The sequence below is a fragment of the Streptomyces sp. NPDC058663 genome (genome assembly GCF_042716745.1).
Taxonomy (GTDB): Bacteria; Actinomycetota; Actinomycetes; order Streptomycetales; family Streptomycetaceae; genus Streptomyces.
The window spans coordinates 34,540-53,365 of the sequence record NZ_JBHXRV010000026.1; the positions used below are offsets into that span (position 1 = coordinate 34,540).

The window sequence follows — 18,826 nt, forward strand, 5'->3', positions numbered from 1 at the left end:
GCCGATGCCAAACGATCAGACGTTGTCCCGGAAGAAGATCCTGATCACCGGGGCGACCGGTCTGGTGGCGCGCACCGTGGCCGAGACGCTCGCTGAGGACAACGAGGTGTGGTGCCTCGGCCGGTTCTCGGATCCGGAGGTGGAGATCCGGCTCCGGAACCGGGGGGCTCGTACCTGGCACTGGGACATGGCCAGGGACGGCCTCGACGGAGTCCCCGACGACTTCACCCATGTGCTGCACGCGGCCGTCGAACGGGGCGACGGGGACTTCGAGGAGGTGGTGGCGGTGAATTCCGTTGCCACCGGCCGCCTGATGACCCACTGCCGCGCTGCCGAGGCCTTCCTCTTCATCTCCACCAGCGCGCTCTACGCGCCACAAGCCCTGGATCACCTGCACACCGAGACGGACCCGCTGGGGACGGAGTCGGCATGGCTGCCGACGTACCCGGTCGGCAAACTGGCCACCGAGGGCACCGTGCGTGCGCTCGGCGTGACGCTCGGACTGCCCACCACCATCGCCCGGCTCAACGTTGCCTACGGGCCGCACGGTCACGGCGGGCTCCCCGTCATCTTCTACCGGTCGATGCTCGCAGGGCAGCCGATCGCCGTTCCTCACGAGGGACAGCACTACTGCTCCCCGATCCACACCGACGACATCGCGCGGCACGTGCCCCGGCTCTGGGCCGCGGCCAGAGCACCCGCGACCGTCGTGAACTGGGGAGGAGACGAGGTCGTCGGCGTGCGGGACCTCATGACCCACGTCGGCGAACTCACCGGAGTCCCGGTCGATTTCGTGCCCGGCGACGTCACCCGTCATGTCGTCGCGTTCGACGACGCCCGACGCAGGAGCCTCGCGGGTGACTGCGGGTGGTCCTGGCGCGACGGGATCCGCCAGGCCCTGGAAGCGCACTTTCCCGGCAGCGTAAAAGCCGGACCCACCAGAGAGGTTTTTCCCCATGAACACTGACGCGCCCAGTGAGACGTCCGCCGAACCTCAGGTGCTGGGGCTCCTGGAGCGTGCGCTCAGCGCCAGCTGCGCTGCCTCGCTGCGCGCCGCGGTGAAGCTCGGCCTTGCCGACGCCATGGGTGACACCCCGGCGACGGCGGAGGACCTCGCCACGGCGATCGACGCCGATCCGGACGCACTGCGGCGCCTGCTGCGCGCGCTCACCTGCCATGAGGTCTTCGCCGAGGACGCCGAGGGCCGGTTCGTCCACACGGAGGTCTCGCGGCTGCTGCGCGCGGACACCCCGAGCAGCCTCGACCAGCTCGTACTGTGGATGACGGAACCGTGGACGTGGGAGCTGTGGGGCCGGCTCGACGAGTCGGTCCGCACGGGCAGGGACGTCTTCGTCGACCTGCACGGCCGGGATTTCTTCGAGCAGGTGCACACCGCCTGGCCGGAGTCCGCGGTGGTGTTCGATCTCGCGATGACCCAAGCGAGCAAGCAGTCGGCGACGGCCATCGCGGGCGTTCTGCCGCTCTCCGGTGCTCGGACCGTCGCCGACATAGGCGGCGGACAGGGGCTCTTGCTGGCCTCGCTGCTCGAACGCCACCCCGACGTGCAGGGCATCCTGTTCGACCGGCCGGACGTAGTGGTGGGCGCCGACGCCCGGCTGCGCGACGGCGGGGCGCTTTCCGAACGGGTGCGGCTGCTGCCCGGTGACTGCCGCGAAGAGATCCCGGCCGACGTGGACGTGTATGTCTTCAAGAACATCCTGGGGATGAACGACGAGGACGCCGTCGTCGTGCTCAGCAACGTAGTGAAGACGGCCCGCGCCGGCGCCCGGGTGGTCATCGTGGAGAATCTCGTGGACGACGGACCGGGTCAGAAGTTCAGTACCGGGATGGATCTACGGATGCTTCTCACCGTCGGCGGCAGAAAGCACACCCGACGCGGGCTGCTCAAGCTCGTGGAGCAGTCGGGCCTCGTCGTCCGTGATGTGCGAGCGGTCGACTCCTACCAGCACATGATCGAAGCGACGACGCCCGCACAGCGTCGCAGGAATCGTCACTCACGCAGTTCAACTCCCCGGACAGCAGGGGGAGTCGGTCCGGTGAACGAGAAGGGCAGATCCACATGAGCGAGGCCGCAGACGTGCTGGTCGTGGGGGCGGGTCCCACCGGCCTGCTGCTGGCCGGAGACCTGGCCGCCGCCGGGTCGCGGGTCACGCTGCTGGAGCGGCGCGAACGCGCCGGCGCCCATATGACCCGTGCCTTCGCGGTGCATGCCCGCACCCTGGAGGTCCTCGACGCACGCGGGCTCGCCGATGAACTGGTCGCCCTGGGACGGAAGGCCCCTGTAATCGGGGTGTTCGGCAGACTGGAACTGAACCTGCACCGGCTGCGCACCCGCTTCCCGTTCGCGCTGATCACCCCGCAGTACAACCTCGAGGGGCTGCTGGAGCGGCGTGCGCTCGCTGCCGGGGTGCGGATCGTGCGGGGCGCCGAGCTGGTGGCGCTGCGGCAGCGGACCGATGGCGTCGAGGCGGACACGGTCGGCGCGGGGAGCTTCACTGCCAGGTACGTGGTCGGGTGCGACGGGGTGCGCAGCGCGGTACGGCGGCTGACCGGGATCGGCTTCCCCGGCCGGTGGGTGGTGCGGTCGGTGATGCTGGCCGACGTCCAGCTCAACGAGATGCCCGTCGACGCGGTGACCACCAACGCCAACCAGCACGGCTTCGCCTCCCTGGTGCCCTTCGGGGACGGCTGGTTCCGGGCGATCGGCTGGGTCGCCGGAGACGACCGGCCGGATGACGCGCCGGTGGACGCGGAGGAGCTGGCCGGGCTGCTGCGCCGGGTGCTCGGCAGCGACTACGGCATGCACGACCCGCGGTGGATCTCGCGCTTCCACAGCGACGAGCGGCAGGCCGAGCGTTACCGCGAGGGCCGGGTGCTGCTGGCGGGCGACGCCGCGCACGTGCACTCGCCCGCCGGCGGCATGGGCATGAACACGGGGCTGCAGGATGCCGCCAACCTGGGCTGGAAGCTGGCCGCGGTGGCTCAGGGCCGGGCCGGGGACGAGCTCCTCGACTCCTACGAGCGGGAGCGCCACCCCGTCGGTAAGCAGGCGCTGCGGATCTCCGGGGCCATCACCCGAGGCGTACTGAGCGCCCCGCGCAGTCCCCGGGTGCATCAACTGCGCGACCTCGTCATGCCCGTGGTCTCCCGGCTGAGCACGCGCACCGTACTGGGCGAGCGCCTGCTCTCCGGCATCGGCGTCTCCTACCCGGCGCCGCGCGGCAGCCACCCGCTCACCGGCCGCCGAGTGCCCGACCTGCGCCTCGCGAGCGGACAGCGGCTGTACGAAGTGCTGCGCGGCGGCCGTTTCGTGTTGATCACGCAGGGCCACCCGGTGCCGGAGACGCAATGGCTGCGTCTCGCCGCCCCAGCCGGCTCCTTGCGCACCACCCTGCTGGTCCGCCCGGACGGCCACATCGCCTGGGCCGGAGAGAATCCGGATGCGGCGGGGATCCGCGCCGCGCTGGGGCGCTGGCCGGTGAGGGCGCACGCAAGCTGATGCCGGATTCTCAGCGGGCCGCGCCGCCGCCTCGACCTGTCCGCCAGCGGTGTCGCGCTGCTGACCACCGTTCCGACGCCGGCGATGGGAGCCTGTGCCCCGCCGGCGGCCTTGATCGGCCGCCGCTGGGGCCCCCAACGGGGCGGGCCGGCGGGGCCTGTTCGTCGTCGGACTCGCGACCGCGGTCCGCGGACTCGGCGAGGCCGCGTGGCTCCAGCTGTGCGCCACCGCCGTGGTGGGCGCGGGAATCGCCATCGCGCAGACCCTGCTGCCCGCCGTGGTGAAGACCCGCTTCGCGGCCCGCGCCGGACTGGTGACCGGGATCTACACGGCGGGCCCCGGTCTCGGCGGTGCGGTCGCGGCCGGCGCCGGCGCCCCGCTCGCCCGGGCGCTCGGGGCCTGGCCGGGCGCACTCGCCTCGTGGGCCGTGCTGGCCGTGATCGGCATCGTGATGTGGACGGCCGCCCGGCGTTCGCTGAGCCTGGAGCACGTGGCCGGGCCCAAGGGCATCGCCACCAGCGGTCTGCCCCGGCGAAGCTCCCTCGCCTGGCGCATCACCGCGCTGTCGGCCGCCAACCCGGCTCTCCACTACTGCGAACTGGTTTGGATCGCAACGCTGTTGCACGACTCCGGTGGCGTCAGCGAGGCCAACGCGGGTGTCATGCTGACCGTGATGATCTCCATCCAGGTGGTCTCCAGGCTCGGAGTCCCGGCCCTGCTGGGGGAGCGCCCCGACAAGAGGACGGGCCTCGCCGCCACCAGCGTGCTGACCGCGATCGGCTTCCTGGGCTTCGCGTTCAGCCCGGGCAGGGGCGCCTGGATCTGGATCCTCGCGATGGGAGTCGGCCACGGCGCACTCTTCACGCTGGTGCTGACCCTGCCGGTCTCCGCCAGCCGGGACGCGGTCCAGGCCGGGCGGTTCAGCGCGATGGCATTCTTCGTCGGATACGGCTGCGCGGCGGTGGGACCGGTGCTCGTCGGCAGCCTGCGCGACATCACGGGCGACTACCGGCTCGCCTTCGGCCTGCTGGCGGTGATCGCCTTCCTCCTGCTGCTGCCGATCGCCCGGCTGTCCCGCGGCGCATCGAGCAGGACCAGCAGAAGGCGCTGTAACGCCCCGGCCCCGTCGTAGGTCGACGGATCCAGCCGTCTCCCAGGGCCCGCCGCACACCGGCGGACCCTCGGTCGTGTCCCGGCGCACCCGCAGCACGGGTCCTCTCGGACGTTTCTGGCGCTCGCTCTCGAACGGCCCTTGGACACGCCAGACACCGGCCCCGACTCTCTCTCAACCGGTATGTGCCTGGTGGCGTGTGGCCAGGCTGCTGCCGTGCTTGGGTGTGGTGAGTGGCGGTTCCAGGACTTGGTGGCGATGCGGTGTCCGGGGTGGTCCTTGAGGATCGCGGTGTCCTTCTTGTTGTCCCAGACGTAGTTGCGGCGGTCCTGGTGGAGGTCGGTGCGGAAGTCGCGGCCGATGCCGGTGTGGATGCGGACAGTGGAGCGGCCCGCGAGGCGCTCCGCGTCCGCGCGCCTCCCGGTCCGCGCGCCTCCCGGTCCGGGTGCGGTGCCCCGGTCCGGGTGCGGTGCCCCGTGCGGAGCGGAGATCATTCCGCCAGCGAGGCGTTCGAGTACGCGCGCTCTCCCGTGACCTCCCCGGCGACCCAGCCGGGCAGGTCCGGGCACGGGTCCTCGGTCTCGGCCCACTCGATCTCCAGGACGATCAGGCCCTGATGGGCGCCCGTGTACTCGTCCACGACCCACTCGCCCACACCCGGTGCCGCCAGACGATGCCGGTGCTTCTCCACGAGCCGCCCCGTGCGGTGCGCCAGCAGTTCGAGGGCGTCACCCACCGGGACCGGGTACTCGAACTCGGCGCGGACGGGACCCTGGCGCCCGGCCTTCACGGTCAGGAAGGCCTCGGTGTCGTCCACGACCCGGACCCGTACCTCACGGGCGGGGTCGGTGGAAAGGTATCCCTGGCGCAGGCGGTGGCTCTCGCGGACCAGCGGGCGCCAGCCGTCGGTGCGCACGAGGTACTTCCGCTCGATCTCGGTCCCCATGTCCTTGACTCCTCTCAGGTGGCCCCGAGCATCAGCGCGATACCCGCCACCATGGTTGTCGCCGCGACGATCCGCGGACCTCCGAACCGCTCCTTGAAGAGGAAGGCGGAGATGGCCGCACCGGCGATCACACTCGACTCGCGCAGCACCGCGACCGGTGCCAGCGGCGCCCGGGTCTGTGCCCACAGCACGAGCCCGTACGACACGACCGACAGCACGCCTCCCACCAGGCCCGGCAGCACGACCGGCCGCAGCCGTTCCGCGAGACCGCCGCGGAGTCTGGCCGCGGCGTACAGGGGGATGGCCATGCCGTCGAGGATCATCAGCCAGGCCACGTATCCGGCCGCGCCCGCGGCCGTGCGTACGCCCACCCCGTCCACGATCGTGTAAGCCGCGATGGTGAGCCCGGTGGCGGACGCCATGGCGACGGCCGCCCAGTCCGGCCGTCGCGCCGACTTCCCGCGTACGCCCCACACCGCGAGCCCGATGATGCTGAGGGCGACCGTCACCACCCCGGCGGTGCCGAGCACGCCGAACCGCTCGCCCAGGGCGAAGATCCCGAACAGGGTCACCACGACCGGCGCGACCCCTCGTGCGATGGGGTACACCTGCCCGAAGTCGCCGAGCCTGAAGGACCGCATCAGCGCCACCTGGTAGCCGACGTGCAGCACCACCGAGGTGATCAGGTACGGCCAGGCGCTCGGATGCGGAAGGGGCACCAGGACCGCCAGGACCACACCGGACGCCGTGCGCCCCGTTCCCACCAGCGTCAGGCACGCCAGTTCGTCCTTCACCCGGTGTGTGATCGCGTTCCACGCCGCGTGGGTGACCGCCGCGACCAGCACCACCACGACGACGAGTGGCGTCACCCGGCCGGCCCGGAGGCGAGCTCTTCGAGCACCGCGGCCCGGCGGGCCGGGTCGAGCATGTCCACATTGGCCCGGAAGCACCGTGCGTCCGTCACCAGCCGGGACAGCCGGTCCTTCATGGTGCGCAGCGCGTCGGTGAACTTCTCGAAGTCCCCGCCGAAGTGCGCCAGCAGGTCGTCCTTCAGCCCGTAGTTCGTCACGGCGGAGGCGAACTGCTCCAGGAACAGTCCCGCCTGCTCCGGGGTGATCCGCTCGAAGCCGCGGTGGCCCGCCGGATCATGGTCGGTGATCACGATGTTGCGTACGCGTCCGGAGTCCACCGGAGTCCCGGGGAACAGCAGTTCCGGCGCGGCCACGTAGTCACCGCTCTCGATGTGAGGGGTGAGCCGGTGCCGGTCGATCAGCTCTTCGAGGTGCGGGGCCCTGCGGACCCGGACGGCCGACGGGACGCCGAAGGCCTCCCCGTCCCTGACGAGCACATGTGTGTTCGTCAGGAACCGGGCGCCCGCAAGGCACGCCTGGGTCAGGAACACCGTCTTGCCACCCCCGTTGGGGCCGACGAGCAGTGTCGCGCCGCCGTCGTCGAGGGTGAAGGCGCCCGCCTTGAGATGGAGGTACCCGTGGTCGACCGCGAAGTCGGTCAGGATCCGCTTCACGAAGTACGGCCAGACCGTGCGTTCGAGGCGGCGGCCGAAGACGTACGACCGGTTCCCCTCGGTGATCAGGTGGGCGGGGTCGCCGAAGATGTGGTTGAGGTAGTACCCCGCCAGGAACCGCTTGGCCCGCAGGGACCGGTCGGCGCGGCGGCGCAGCTCCTCGACGTCGAACGCGTCCCGGTCGAGGTCGACGCAGTGGATCTCGTGGTCGGCGGGCTCGGCGGACGGGGAGCCCGGGGCCTCGCGGGAGAAGTACGCGTACGCCCCGAACTCCTCCAGATTGCTGGAGATCCTGACCCTCAGCAGGTTCAGGTCCACCACCTTCGAGGAACGCACCGGCAGGTTCCGCAGGTCCAAGGTCATGGCTCCACCAGGCCGTCGACCGCCGCGACGATCCTGTTCAGGCTGGTGAAGGTCTCCCGGGTGAGCAGGGCGTCGGGAAACTCGATCCCGAACTCGTCCTCGAGCCCCGTCATCAGTGAGACGCTGCCCAGGGAATCGAGGCCCGACTTCCAGAGGTCGGTGTCGGGGCCGATCGCGGACGGGTCGGCGGACGCGCCCAGGACCGGCAGAAGTATGTTCCGGACCCGGGCTTCCAGGGCCGTGGCTGTGCCTTCCATGTTCGGTCGACGCTCCTTTCGTAGGGTGGGGCAGGGGTGTTCGTCAGGCGACGGCTTCGGCGCGGAAGCGTTCGACCAGCTGCTGCGGGGTCCACTCCACGCGCTTGCCTGCGTGCCCCCCGCGGGGCGCGCACCGGACGTGCAGCAGGGACGTGGCTCCCGGGGCGGGCCGGGTCTCCGCCAGCTCGCGCGCCGATCCGACGCTGTGGGCGGCCGCGTAACCGGCGGCGAGCGCCAGGCCGACGGGGTCGCCGATGCGGACGGGACGCTGGCCGCCCGTGCTCTCGTGCAGGCCGTTGTCGAGCACCACGTGCACCAGGTCGGGGGCGTGCTCGGCGAGCATCGGCAGCACGCTGAGGTTCATCGCGAAGGAGCCGTCGCCGTCGAGGACCACGACGTGCTTGTCGGGCCGGGCGAGCGCCACCCCGAGACCCACGGGAGCGGCCATGCCCATGGAGCCGACCAGATAGAAGTTCTTCGGCCGGTCGGCGATGTTGAAGAGGTCACGGGTGATGAACCCGCAGGTGGAGACGTACAGCGACGTCGGGAACTTCTCGGTGACCGCGCGGATCGCGTCCTGGATGCCGAACACGTCAGATGCCTTCCTTGACGATGAGGACGGTGGTGAACCGTCCGTCTTCGGCCTTCGCGAGGCACCGGTCGACGGACGCGTAGGGCTGTTCCGGATCGAACACGGTGTGGCGGAGGCCGAAGACGTCCAGAAGATTGGTCAGTTCACGGCCGATGACGTCGTGCTCCACCGCGTCGTTGCCGTCGTGACCCCGCCAGCTGACGATCAGCGGCACATGGAGGTCGTAGATCAGGTTCAGCGAGGTGATCACGTTCAGCGAGTAGCCGAGACCGGAGTTCTGCATGAGAACCACCGGCTTGGCCCCGGCGGCGGCGAGCCCGGAGGCGACACCGAGCGCGGAGTCCTCGCGCGGCGCCGGCAGGTAGGCCGGAACCGAGGTCCCGCCCCCTTCGAGCACCCTGAACACGCCTTTGAGCAGGGAGCAGGGAACGCCGGTGAAGTGCGTGAACCCCCGGTCCGCGAAGGCCTGGACGAGCTGTTCGGCCGGTGTGGCCGTGCGCTCCCGCGGTTGTGCGGGCGGCGGGTCGAGGATGGTCTGGACGTCAGTCATGAAGGACTCTCTTCTGGAGGAACGGTGTGCCGCGCCGATGGCGGTCGGCGCGGCAGGGGACCGCCTACGGCCAGGCGTTGAGCTCAGGGAGAGCCGTGCCCGCGTCGGTGGTGGGGAGCGTGCCGTGCGGCCGCCCGGAGATCCAGGCCGCGAGCGCGCGTACGGAGCCGCGGATCACGGTGGTCCCGTCGCCGTCGGTGCGCCACTCCTGGCCGGTGTCCTCGCCGACGAGGAGGGTGCCCTGCGGCAGGCGCGGCAGGAGGAACGACACGACGTGCGAGGAGAGCGCGAGGCTCCACTCCTCGGACCGGTGACCGGCCCCGAGGTCCACGTCGTGCAGCGCGCTCTCCCGCCACCAGGCGAGCTGGGTCGCGAACAGCGGCGAGTTGCGGTACGCGCAGGGCAGGTCCCAGCCGTCGGGGCCGAGCGCCGCCCACGCCTCGTCCAGGGCCGTGAGGCCCTCGTCGAGCTGCCCGCGCAGCCACTCGACGGGCCGGCCGTGCAGCTCCTCGATCCGGCTGTCACGGGTCGGCCGGCCGCCGTCGTACACCTCGATCGTCCGGCCCTCGACGGCGTAACGCGCCTGCCGGGCGAAGGCTTTGGAGAGGTCGGCGAGGTGGATCAGCACGTGTCCCCGGGTCCAGCCAGGCAGTTCGATCGCCTCGCGCGCGCCCTCCTCGGTGAGGGCGGCGGCCTCGGCGCGCAGCCGGTCGTGCGCGGCCGAGATCTCCTTCAGCCGCTCGGGGATCCCTATGCCGCCGAACTCCGCACCGCTGTACTGGGTCGTGGTCATGCCATGGTCCTTTCGTTTTCCTTCGTCTCCGCACCGGCCGGGGGCTCCTGCGGCATGAATGTGTTGATCCAGCAGAGGATGTCCCGGATGACGTGGTGGTCCTTGTTCGGGCGGAGAGCGCCGATCTGGTGGTACATCACACCTTCGCTGGGCGGGCCCAGGAAGGTGATCCGCGTCTCGACACTGCCATCGGCGCGCACCGGATGGAATTCGGGCGTGAGATCCAGGCCACCGGGGACGAAGTCGGGCTCCCCGACACCGGGGTTGGTCCACTTCCGTACCAGGCCGCGGCGGAGCAGGTTGGGGTAGACGGGCATCACGTCCCGTTCGGCGTCGAAGCCGTGGACCCGTGCGTCGACGAGCGCGTCGGCCTGCCGTACGGTCCCGGTCACCGGCCCGGTGACGCGGAACCGGCCGCTCTCCGGGTCGCATTCGACGCGGGCGTCAGGACCGGCCGAGATGTCCACGTGCCCCGATCTGATGAGTGCGGTGACCTTCTCCATCGCCTCGACGGACGCGCCCTGGCAGAGCCGGTTGTGGTGCGGGGTGTAGACGCCGAGGAAGGTGCGGTGCGAGGAGGCGCGCAGACCGCCGAAGTCGACCGCCTCGATCACCACACCGCGCAGGTCGCGCCAGGCCGCGTCGGCCGCGGCCTTGGCCGGGTTGCTCAGGTTGCCCTGGGCGGCCCAGCGGATGTCCACGTCGAGGAAGTCGAGGAAGGTGTCGACGTACTCCTCGGCGCTCGCGTAGCCGGTCCGCGGGATGGGGCTGATCGTCCTGTCCCACGAGAAGCGGTGGTCCGCCGCCCGCTCCGCGTGCCGCCACGGTGACTTCGCCGCGGCGACGGCCGCCGCGAAGTCCTCGGGGGAGTCTGTGCGGGCAGCCAGGACGGCGGCCTGCTCAGCGCCGTAGACGACGGTGAGGAAGGTCCGCAGGACGCCGGCGAGGGCGGGCAGTCCGGCCGTGGGCGCGTCGGCCGCGGCACGCCCGGCGAGCACCTCGTCCACCCGGCCCGCGACGGACTGCGCCAGCTCCTCCAGCGGGGCCAGCAGGAACTCCGCCGCCTCGTGGTGGCCGGCGAACTCGTCGGCTCCGGCGAGGAACTTGTCGTACGCCGGCTGTGCGCTGCGTACGGCGGCCTCGCGGAATCCGGGACCGTACAGGGTGCTGTAGTAGATCAGCGCCATTTCGAGCACGATCAGCGGGAAGACGTGCGCCTCGAAGTCGAGCTGCCGCTTCTCCCCGCCGCCGATGATGTTGGGCGTGCCCACGGTGGCGCGCAGTCCGGTGACGGCCTGGGTGGTGAGGAAGCGGCCCTTGTACTCCAGGGACGCGATGTCGCGTTCCTTCTCGTTGTACGGACGGGCGAAGGTGAAGAGACCGGAGCGGCTGAACGGCACGATGGAGTCCGGCTCGGCCCCGCACGGCCGGTAGGCCAGCCGGCCGCTGTCGTCCCGCTCGAAGGTTCCACCCCTGCCCTCGGTGAGGTAGAGCAGCACATCGATGCCGGTGAGGCCCATCCCGAGGCAGGCCACCGTGGTGCCCGGGCCGGTGTGCGCCGGGTCGAGGGCGCGCTCCAGCGGGTACGCCGACGGGATGAGGTGGGCCCGGTTCTCCTTCGCGAAGCGGGCCAGCGAGGACTGCCACGGGTCGAGTTCCGGGCGGTTGGAGGAGTGCCCGGTCAGCATGAGGACGTAGTCGGCCTCGCGGGGCGGGGCGCCGTCGGAGGTCAGTACGGCGAACCGGTCGCCCCGCTCCTCCAGGTCGACCACCTCGGACCGCTGGAGCGTCACCGTGACACCCTCGGTCGCGCGCAGGATGGCGACGTACTGCGTGAACTGGTCCCTGAGCGCGAGCCCGTGCACATAGCGCTTGGGCCAGTCCTCGGCGACCATGTCGAAGCGCGGGTCGCCCGTCTCCTCGAACTTCTTCCGGCACCACTCCAGGAGCGTGGGCCGCTCGTGGGCGTCGAGGAGGGGGCCCGCCTCGACGACGCTCTCGTCGGCGGCGAACGCCACCTGGCCGACGACACGGTTCAGATAGCTGGTCCTCGTCTGGTCGGGGCTGTGCACCTGGCCCGGCCCGAACTCGCCGGACAGGTCGTAGACGACGACCTCCAGCGGTACGGATTCCGTCCGGGCGCGGACCAGGGCGGCCAGGCGCTCCAGGACGTACGTGCAGGTGGGGCCGCCACCTACGATGGCCAGGCGGATCGGCGCAGTATGCGCGGAGTTGTCGGTTGTCACCGGGTCACCGCTTCCTCTCTCTGTCTCGGCTGGTCGGTCAGGCGGCCGGGGCCGCGTGGCGGGCGACGACGTCGTCGAACGCGGCGAAGAAGCCGGTGATGTCGGCCTCGGTGAGCTGGCCCATGTTGGCCAGCCGGAAGACACCGGCGGACTTGTCCTGCGTGGCGTAGATGACGTAACCGTGCTCCTTGAGCCCGTCGTGGAGCTCCTCGTACGTCATGCCGTTGGCCAGGTACGCGTTGGTGATCGAATTCGCCCGCCGGTGCGGGGGCAGGAGGAGCTCGATGCCGCGCTCCGTCAGGCCTTCGCGGATCTCGCTCGCCCGGGCCGCGTAGCGCCGGCCTCGGGCCGCCACCCCTTCCTCCAGCGCCAGGTCGAGCGCGCTGTCGAGGGCCCGGAGCACCTGCAGCGCCGGGGTGAACTGCGGGGTGCGGCCCAGGACCTGGGCCCGGTAGTTGGCGAACAGGTCGAAGTAGAAGGTGCGGGCGGGCACCGTCTCCAGGGCCTCGAAACGCTCGCGGGGCGCGCAGACGAAGCTGATGCCCGGCAGCCCTTCGAGGCACTTGTTCGCGGTGCCGACGCACCAGTCGACGTGGTCGGCCACGACGTCGAGCTCCTCGGAGCCCAGACTGCTGATGGCGTCGACGACGAGCGAACGTCCGTGCCGGGCCACGAGCGCGCCCAGCTCGCGCACGGGGTTGAGCATCCCGGTGCTGGTCTCGTGGTGCACCACGCCCACGTGCGTGATGCCGGGGTGGTCCGTCAGGAAGTGGTCGACCAGGTCGAGTGCGACGGGGCTGGCCCACCCGAACTCCATGCGCTCCGTGGTGATCCCGTGGACCCGGGCGATGCGTGCCAGCCGCTCCCCGTAGTGGCCGTTGTCCAGGACCAGCAGTCCGCCGTCCGCCGGGACGACGGAGCTGATGACGGCCTCCAGCGCCGCGGTGCCCGAACCGGTCAGCAGCACGGCGGCGTGCGACGGTCCACCTCCGGCCACCTCGGTGACCTTGCGGGCCACGGCGACCAGGAGCTCCTGGGCCTCGGGCTCCCGGTGGCACTCGTCGGGCGAGGCGAGGGCGGCGCGCACCCGGTCGTGCACGTTGACCGGCCCCGGGTTCAGCAGGACGACACGGTTCTCGGGTGCGGGCACGGTGGTCATGAGGTGGTCTCCAGAAGCGGTTCGGGGGCGCCGCCGGCGCGGTGCGAGATGAGCGTGCGGGGAACGTCCCGCGGCCATGCGGCCAGCGGGGCGAACAGGTGCCGGAGGCTGGGCGCCGCCCGGTCGCCCCGGGTGATCACACACTCGGCACCCCGCCGGGCGTGCGCGGCCAGGGCCTCGACCTTGCCCTCCATGGCGCCGGTGGCGTCCCATTCGTCCGTCCAGAACAGCCGCCGCGCGGCCTCCAGACCGTCGGGGTCGAGGTGGGCGAGCACCGGGCTTCCGGAGCCCTTTCCGGTATGGATGCCGGCGACGTCGGTGAGGGCCACCACCCGCACCGGACCGGTCGCGGCGTCCAGCACGATGCCCGGTACGTCGTCGCTGCTGAGGATGCGCAGCGTGCCCTCGGCGGTCACCACGCAGTCGCTGGACAGGACCGGGAGGGCGCCCTCGGCCAGGAGCCGCCGGACGACGGAGGTTTCGGTGGCCGAGGTGCCGTCCGGCAGTTCGCTGATCATCGACGTGACCTGGAGCGGCACGGCCCGCACTCCCCTGGCGCGCAGCCGGGTCGTCCAGGCCCAGCGCATCAGGAACGCCGGCTCGGTCAGCGCCACGGCGGCGTACGGATCGTCCACGGAGGCCTTGATCCGCAGCCCGACCGGGTGGCACAGTGCGCCGCCGCCGGTCACCAGGACCACGCGTCCGGGGAACTCCGCCACCAGCCCGGCGAGCAGCCCGGCGTAGTCGTCGATCGCCGTGTAGTCGGTCTCCCCGGTGGTGCGTTTGTCGGAGAGGAGGCTGCCGCCGACCTTCAGGACGAGCAGGCCGGGCGCACCGGCCTCCGTCGCTCCGGGCGCGGACCCGAGGACGGACGGGAGGGCGCCGCTCACCGGAGCGGCACGTTCGAGACGGTGCCTGCGGTGTGGCGGCCCGCGTCGAAGAGCCGGGTCAGGAAGCCCTCCTGCCAGTACGCGGTCTGGCCGTCGAGCGCCCCGTACTGCTCCAGGTATCCGGTGTCGTCCGGCCGCAGCGCGTCGAGCACCCGGGCCGGGACGGACTCCGGGTAGAGCACCGAGGTGAAGTGCAGGGAGTAGTAGACGATCGCCTCCGCACCGGCCTCCCTGACCCGCTTGAGGAAGAGTTCCCAGTCGTCCTCGCCGTTGGCCTGGGCGACCAGGCTCAGGTCGAGGAACTTGCTGAGCTGGAGGTCCTGCTTGTCCTCGACGAAGTGCAGGCTCGTGGCCTCCTTGTGGAGGTGGGAGCAGAGGTCGAGCAGCCGGTCGTCGGGGGCGGGGACCCAGGTGGGGGCGGAGCACAGCACGGTGGGGACGGCCCGGTCGAGCAGCTCGGCGGAGGCGACGGAGACGCCCGACTTCTTCTGGAAGATGTCGTGGCAGATGTCGACGTTGAAGTCGGTGATGTCGGGCCGGCCGCCGGGCTTGCGGTACGGCAGCTGGTTGCTGAGGTTCATCTTCCAGAACAGCTGTGTCTGGCGGCTGTACGGCTCGATGCGTTCGCCGTCCTCGGCGACCTGGCCCTGGGTGTAACCGAGCCGGGAGAGGACCTCGTGGGCGGCGGGCGCGTCGTCGCGGGCGAGGAGCACGTCCAGGTCGGCGATGCGTCGCAGGGCGGGGTCGTGGTACTCGCCCTCGCCGAGGGAGAAGCCCTTACGGACCGCGTAGCGCAGCCCGGCGGCGGTCAGTTCGGCGAAGACCCGGCCGAACTCGTCGGACAGCGCCTGGTTGCGTGCCCGGTTGCCGAGGTAGGCGCTGATGAACACCCAGGGGTAGGGGAAGGCCGCGGACGAGCCGGACTTGCGGTCGAGGCGGTAGCGGTCGATGTGCCGGCCGATCAGCGGCAGCATCTTGTGCCAGGCGGCCGCTTCGAGGAAGTCGCCCCAGGCCATGTCGGGGCGGCCGGCCAGCTCGCGTATCTCCGTGAGGCCGTCCTCGGTCAGGCGCAGCCGGGCCATCGCCAGGAGCAGCCGGGCGTGCGTGGGGAGGTCCGCGACGGTCCGTACGCCGTCCGTGCGCGTCGGTCCGTGGGAAGTGTTGTCGCCGGCCATGTCACACCTTTGCCTGGGGGGTGCCGTCCTGCGTCAGCTGCCGCAGCGCACGATGGTCTGTCTTGCCGTTGTGGGTCAGTGGCATCGCGTCCAGCTCGGTGAGATGGCGCGGCACCATGGCGTCCGGGAGCGCCTCGGCCAGGTAGGCCCTCAGCTCGTCCGGTCGCACGGGGCTGTTCAGCGTGTAGTGGGCGGCGAGTTCGGCCCGCCCGCCTACGACGGGTACGGTCACGGCGCACTGGCCGACCGACGGGTGACGGCGCAGGACGACCTCGATCTCGTCCAGTTCCATCCGGACGCCCGCCACCTTGACCTGCCGGTCGATCCGGCCCAGGTACTGGACGACACCGTCCTCGAAACGGGCCAGGTCACCGGTGCGGTACAGCCGGCCGGTGGGCGAGTCGGGGTCGAGGGTGTCGGCGAAGAACGCCGTCGCGTTGTTGTCCGGGTCGTTGACGTAGCCGAGCCCGACGACGACGCCACCCACGAACAGCTCGCCCGCCTCGCCGGGCCCGGCCGCCTGCCACTGCCCGCTCTCCTCGTCCCGTACGAGGAGGTACAGCCGGGCTCCCGCGACCGGGGAGCCGACCGGCAGCCGAGGCCGGGAGGTGTCGGGACGGGTCACCTCGTGGTGGGTGATGTCGTCCGAACACTCCGTGGGACCGTAGGCGTTCAGCACCCTGATGTGCGGTGACGCGGTGAGCAGACGGGCGGCGAGACCCGGGTGCAGTTCCTCGCCCGTCGAGATCAGCCACCGCAGGGCGGGCAGCGTGACGGTCATCCGGCGTTCCGCCTCGGCGGCGATCCAGCCGACGACGGTCGGGACGAGCTCGACGACCGTGGTCCCGGACCGCTCCAGGAAGTTCGTCAGACGGCGGGGGAAGGAGAGCTCCTGCTGCCGGACCACGACGACGCTGCCACCGACCAGGAGCGGGGCCAGCATCTGCCAGATGGAGATGTCGAACACCAGCGGGGCGGTGAAGGCCAGCCGGTCCGACGAGGTCAGCGCCAGGTCGTCGACCTTCGCCCACAGGTGGTTCATCATGCCGCGGTGCTCGACCGCGGCCCCCTTGGGCCGTCCGGTGGTGCCGGAGGTGAAGATGCAGTACCGGGCCTCGAACGACCGGTCCCGGCCGTCGTCGGCGGGCCGGTCGGCGGGCCGGTCGGCCACCGGGGCACCGGCACCGGGCGCGTCGGCCACGGGGATCCCGAGCTGCGCGGCCGACTTGACGGCGGTCACGCCGTGGGAGCCGCCGCCACCCGGGTCGCCGGAGTAGTCGAGGAGCAGGCCCGCCCCGCTGCGCTCCAGGACCTCGGTGACCCGGCGGCCGGGCCAGTCGGGGGCGATCGGCAGATAGACGGCGCCCAGGCCCTCGATCGCGAGGAACGCGGCGATGGTGTCGGCGCTGCGGTGGCCCACGGCCGCGACAACCGTCCCCACACCGCAGCCGGCCGCGGCGAGTACCGCCCGGAACTGGTCGCTGCGCGCCACCAGCGCGGCGTAGTCGAGGACTGACGTGCCGTCGACGACGGCCGTACGGGCCGGGGTCAGCGCGGCGGTCCGGGCCGTCAGGGCCAGCACCCCCGGCGTGTTGTCGCACGTGCTCGCGCTGCCGAGACCCAGCTCCGCGGCCCGGAGGGCCGCTCCGGGGGCGAGCGGCAGGGCCGCGAGGTCCACGGGGGCGCTCATGAGGCGCCCTGGTGGCGGTCGAGCTCGTGGAAGAAGCCGTCGATCCGGCTGGTGTCGCCGGCGGCGGTCGCCCGCTCGTGCACATAGGCGCCGACGACCAGGTCCAGTACGCCGAGGCCGAACGGTGAGAACACCACGGGCCGGTCGGCGGGCGCGGTGAACTTGCCCGCGAGGACGTCGTACAGGGTCGCGTCCACGAAGTCGCGGTCGCCGGTCCGCTGCTCGGTGAGGTGTACGGAGGTGTCGGCCTTCAGCACGTGCTCGACGTCGTCGACGACGTTGGCGCTCCGCAGGATCACGTCGGTGCCCAGGTCGCGCAGGGAGACGTGGAGGACCAGGGGGTTGTGGTCGAACCAGGCCGGCTCGACCACATGCGGGGCGGGCGCCGTCGTCGCGAAGACGATCAGGTCGCTGGAGCGGATCAGGGACTCGGCGCAGTCGTGGACCCGCACCGAACCGCCGGAGGGCTTCAGGACTTGCCCGGCGAACGAGGCGGCGTACTCGGGGCTGAGGTCGAACACCCCGAACTCCTCGACGTCCCAGCCCAGTACGGAGAGGTACTCATGGACGAACCGGGCGATCAGCCCCGTGCCGAAGAAGCCGACGCGGCGCGGCGCCCCGCGCTGCGCGGTCAGTGCGCGGGCGGCGGACGCGGCCGACGCAGCGGTCCGCACCGCGCTGATGATCGATCCTTCGAGGCAGGCGAACGGGTAACCGGTGCGCGGGTCGTTGAGCAGCAGCAGCGCCGACGCCCGCGGGATGCCCAAGTCCAGATTGGTGGGGAAGCTGGAGATCCACTTGATTCCGTCGACGCCGATGTCGCCGCCGACCGAGGCCGGCAGCGCGATGATGCGCGAGGACGGCCGGTCGGGGAAGCGCAGGAAGTACGAAGGCGGGTTCACCGTCAGGCCCTCGCCGTGGAGCCGGTAGGCGTCCTCGACCAGGTCGATGACGTCCGCCTGGCGTCCAGCCAGGCTTCGGTGCACCGCGCCGCCGGACACGACGGAGAATTCCGGAGGTCCGGCCTGCTGCTCAGCCATTGTTGTCATCCCGTTCCCTTTGGATGTCGCCGTAGGTGTCCTGGACCCACGCGTCGTCGTAAACCGTGTCGATGTAGCGGTCGCCCAGGTCGGCCGAGACGGCCACCGCCCGCAGGGACCGCCCGGGGTCGTGCTCGGCCAGCCACCGGGCCGCGCCGCTGACCACGGTCCCGGTGGAGCCGCCCAGCAGGAATCCGTGCCTGGCCAGGCGCCGGCACATGCGCACCGCGTCGAGCTCCGGGACCTGGACCAGGTCGTACACCTGCTCCGGGTCCACGAAGGGCATGTGTTCGCTCGCGCCGAGACCGGGCAGGTGGCGGGGGCCGGCCGGCATGCCGAAGTTCACCGACCCGACGGTGTCCACCGCGACGACGCGTACCCCGGTGTGGTTCTCCCTGAAGTAGTGGGCGCAGCCCGCGAGCGTCCCCCCGGTCCCCGCGCCGACGAACAGCACGTCGAGCCGGGGGAACTGCTTCGCTATCAGCGGCGCGGTGTTCTCGTAGTGCGCCAGCCAGTTGGCCGGGTTCTCGTACTGGTTGAGCCACACGTAACCGGGGTTGCGGGCGCAGAGATCGCGTACGAGGGCCTTGCGGGCGCCGAGGTAGCTGCCGCTCGCGTCGGGCTCCTCCACCACCCGGACGTCGCTGCCCAGCGCCCGCATCAGCTTGACTGTCGCCGGATTGCACTTCGGGTCGGTGACGCAGACGAAGGGGATCGACCTGGCGCCGGCGATCACGCTCAGCGCCACGCCGAGGTTGCCCGAGGACGACTCGACCAGTGTGGAGTCCCGGTGGATCAGGCCGCTGCGGATTCCCGACGAGACCATGGACGTGGCCGCCCTGAGCTTCACGGAACCCGCGAAGTTGAATCCCTCGCACTTGAGGTACAGCGGGATGCCGACCGAGTGCTGCAGATCGATGTAGACATCGCTGTCCACCATTTCGTCCGCCGTGGAGATGATTGCCAAGA

18 protein-coding genes are annotated in these 18,826 nt (G+C 71.4%); 4 read left to right on the forward strand and 14 right to left on the reverse strand.

Going from position 1 to position 18,826, the window contains the following annotated elements; genetic code table 11:
• The first annotated feature begins 4 nt into the window (after positions 1 to 4).
• From ACFWVV_RS20110 to ACFWVV_RS20125, 4 genes are all read left to right on the forward strand, one after another.
• Positions 5 to 967, forward strand: coding sequence for an NAD-dependent epimerase/dehydratase family protein (locus ACFWVV_RS20110; RefSeq protein WP_384352917.1), 963 nt, complete (start codon positions 5 to 7; stop codon positions 965 to 967).
• Positions 957 to 2,084, forward strand: a complete 1,128-nt coding sequence (locus tag ACFWVV_RS20115) for a methyltransferase (RefSeq protein WP_384352920.1) — start codon at positions 957 to 959, stop codon at positions 2,082 to 2,084. Before ACFWVV_RS20110 ends, ACFWVV_RS20115 begins: the two co-directional genes overlap by 11 nt.
• Positions 2,081 to 3,520 (forward strand): FAD-dependent oxidoreductase, encoded by a 1,440-nt coding sequence (locus ACFWVV_RS20120; protein ID WP_384352924.1) that lies wholly within the window; start codon positions 2,081 to 2,083, stop codon positions 3,518 to 3,520. Before ACFWVV_RS20115 ends, ACFWVV_RS20120 begins: the two co-directional genes overlap by 4 nt.
• A 157-nt stretch (positions 3,521 to 3,677) precedes the next feature.
• Positions 3,678 to 4,652 carry a CynX/NimT family MFS transporter gene (locus ACFWVV_RS20125; protein WP_384353133.1) on the forward strand — a complete coding sequence of 325 codons (975 nt, stop codon included), beginning with the start codon at positions 3,678 to 3,680 and terminating at the stop codon, positions 4,650 to 4,652.
• A 469-nt stretch (positions 4,653 to 5,121) separates the two neighbouring features.
• Here the strand turns inward: ACFWVV_RS20125 and ACFWVV_RS20130 are convergent, their stop codons facing one another.
• From ACFWVV_RS20130 to sbnA, 14 genes are all read right to left on the reverse strand, one after another.
• The gene (locus ACFWVV_RS20130) at positions 5,122 to 5,577 is read right to left on the reverse strand and encodes a CYTH domain-containing protein (RefSeq protein ID WP_384352927.1); all 456 of its coding nucleotides are present in this window, start codon (positions 5,575 to 5,577) and stop codon (positions 5,122 to 5,124) included.
• 14 nt (positions 5,578 to 5,591) lie between these two features.
• Positions 5,592 to 6,446 (reverse strand): EamA family transporter, encoded by an 855-nt coding sequence (locus ACFWVV_RS20135; RefSeq protein ID WP_384352930.1) that lies wholly within the window; start codon positions 6,444 to 6,446, stop codon positions 5,592 to 5,594.
• Entirely contained in the window at positions 6,443 to 7,465 is a 1,023-nt protein-coding gene (locus tag ACFWVV_RS20140) for a FomB family phosphonate monophosphate kinase (RefSeq protein WP_384352933.1), read from the reverse strand. The genes ACFWVV_RS20135 and ACFWVV_RS20140 overlap by 4 nt, the downstream gene beginning before the upstream one ends.
• Positions 7,462 to 7,722: a phosphopantetheine-binding protein gene (locus ACFWVV_RS20145; protein WP_384352935.1), complete on the reverse strand. Its 261-nt coding sequence runs from the start codon at positions 7,720 to 7,722 to the stop codon at positions 7,462 to 7,464. Before ACFWVV_RS20145 ends, ACFWVV_RS20140 begins: the two co-directional genes overlap by 4 nt.
• Before the next feature lie 43 nt (positions 7,723 to 7,765).
• Positions 7,766 to 8,314, reverse strand: coding sequence for a thiamine pyrophosphate-dependent enzyme (locus ACFWVV_RS20150; protein WP_384352937.1), 549 nt, complete (start codon positions 8,312 to 8,314; stop codon positions 7,766 to 7,768).
• Between the two features lies 1 nt (position 8,315).
• Positions 8,316 to 8,864 carry a thiamine pyrophosphate-binding protein gene (locus ACFWVV_RS20155; RefSeq protein ID WP_384352940.1) on the reverse strand — a complete coding sequence of 183 codons (549 nt, stop codon included), beginning with the start codon at positions 8,862 to 8,864 and terminating at the stop codon, positions 8,316 to 8,318.
• 64 nt (positions 8,865 to 8,928) lie between these two features.
• Positions 8,929 to 9,657: a maleylpyruvate isomerase N-terminal domain-containing protein gene (locus ACFWVV_RS20160; RefSeq protein ID WP_384352943.1), complete on the reverse strand. Its 729-nt coding sequence runs from the start codon at positions 9,655 to 9,657 to the stop codon at positions 8,929 to 8,931.
• Positions 9,654 to 11,903, reverse strand: coding sequence for an FAD/NAD(P)-binding protein (locus ACFWVV_RS20165; protein WP_384352946.1), 2,250 nt, complete (start codon positions 11,901 to 11,903; stop codon positions 9,654 to 9,656). The genes ACFWVV_RS20160 and ACFWVV_RS20165 overlap by 4 nt, the downstream gene beginning before the upstream one ends.
• A 37-nt stretch (positions 11,904 to 11,940) precedes the next feature.
• The gene (locus ACFWVV_RS20170) at positions 11,941 to 13,062 is read right to left on the reverse strand and encodes a pyridoxal-phosphate-dependent aminotransferase family protein (protein ID WP_384352949.1); all 1,122 of its coding nucleotides are present in this window, start codon (positions 13,060 to 13,062) and stop codon (positions 11,941 to 11,943) included.
• The gene (locus ACFWVV_RS20175) at positions 13,059 to 13,952 is read right to left on the reverse strand and encodes a hypothetical protein (RefSeq protein WP_384352953.1); all 894 of its coding nucleotides are present in this window, start codon (positions 13,950 to 13,952) and stop codon (positions 13,059 to 13,061) included. The genes ACFWVV_RS20170 and ACFWVV_RS20175 overlap by 4 nt, the downstream gene beginning before the upstream one ends.
• Positions 13,949 to 15,127, reverse strand: a complete 1,179-nt coding sequence (locus ACFWVV_RS20180) for a nucleotidyltransferase family protein (protein WP_384352956.1) — start codon at positions 15,125 to 15,127, stop codon at positions 13,949 to 13,951. The genes ACFWVV_RS20175 and ACFWVV_RS20180 overlap by 4 nt, the downstream gene beginning before the upstream one ends.
• A 1-nt stretch (position 15,128) precedes the next feature.
• Positions 15,129 to 16,817: an amino acid adenylation domain-containing protein gene (locus ACFWVV_RS20185; protein ID WP_384352959.1), complete on the reverse strand. Its 1,689-nt coding sequence runs from the start codon at positions 16,815 to 16,817 to the stop codon at positions 15,129 to 15,131.
• Complete coding sequence (sbnB, locus tag ACFWVV_RS20190; RefSeq protein WP_384353136.1) at positions 16,814 to 17,857, reverse strand: 2,3-diaminopropionate biosynthesis protein SbnB; 1,044 nt, start codon at positions 17,855 to 17,857, stop codon at positions 16,814 to 16,816. Before sbnB ends, ACFWVV_RS20185 begins: the two co-directional genes overlap by 4 nt.
• Positions 17,850 to 18,824 (reverse strand): 2,3-diaminopropionate biosynthesis protein SbnA, encoded by a 975-nt coding sequence (sbnA, locus tag ACFWVV_RS20195; RefSeq protein ID WP_384352962.1) that lies wholly within the window; start codon positions 18,822 to 18,824, stop codon positions 17,850 to 17,852. Before sbnA ends, sbnB begins: the two co-directional genes overlap by 8 nt.
• Between the last annotated feature and the right edge of the window lie 2 nt (positions 18,825 to 18,826).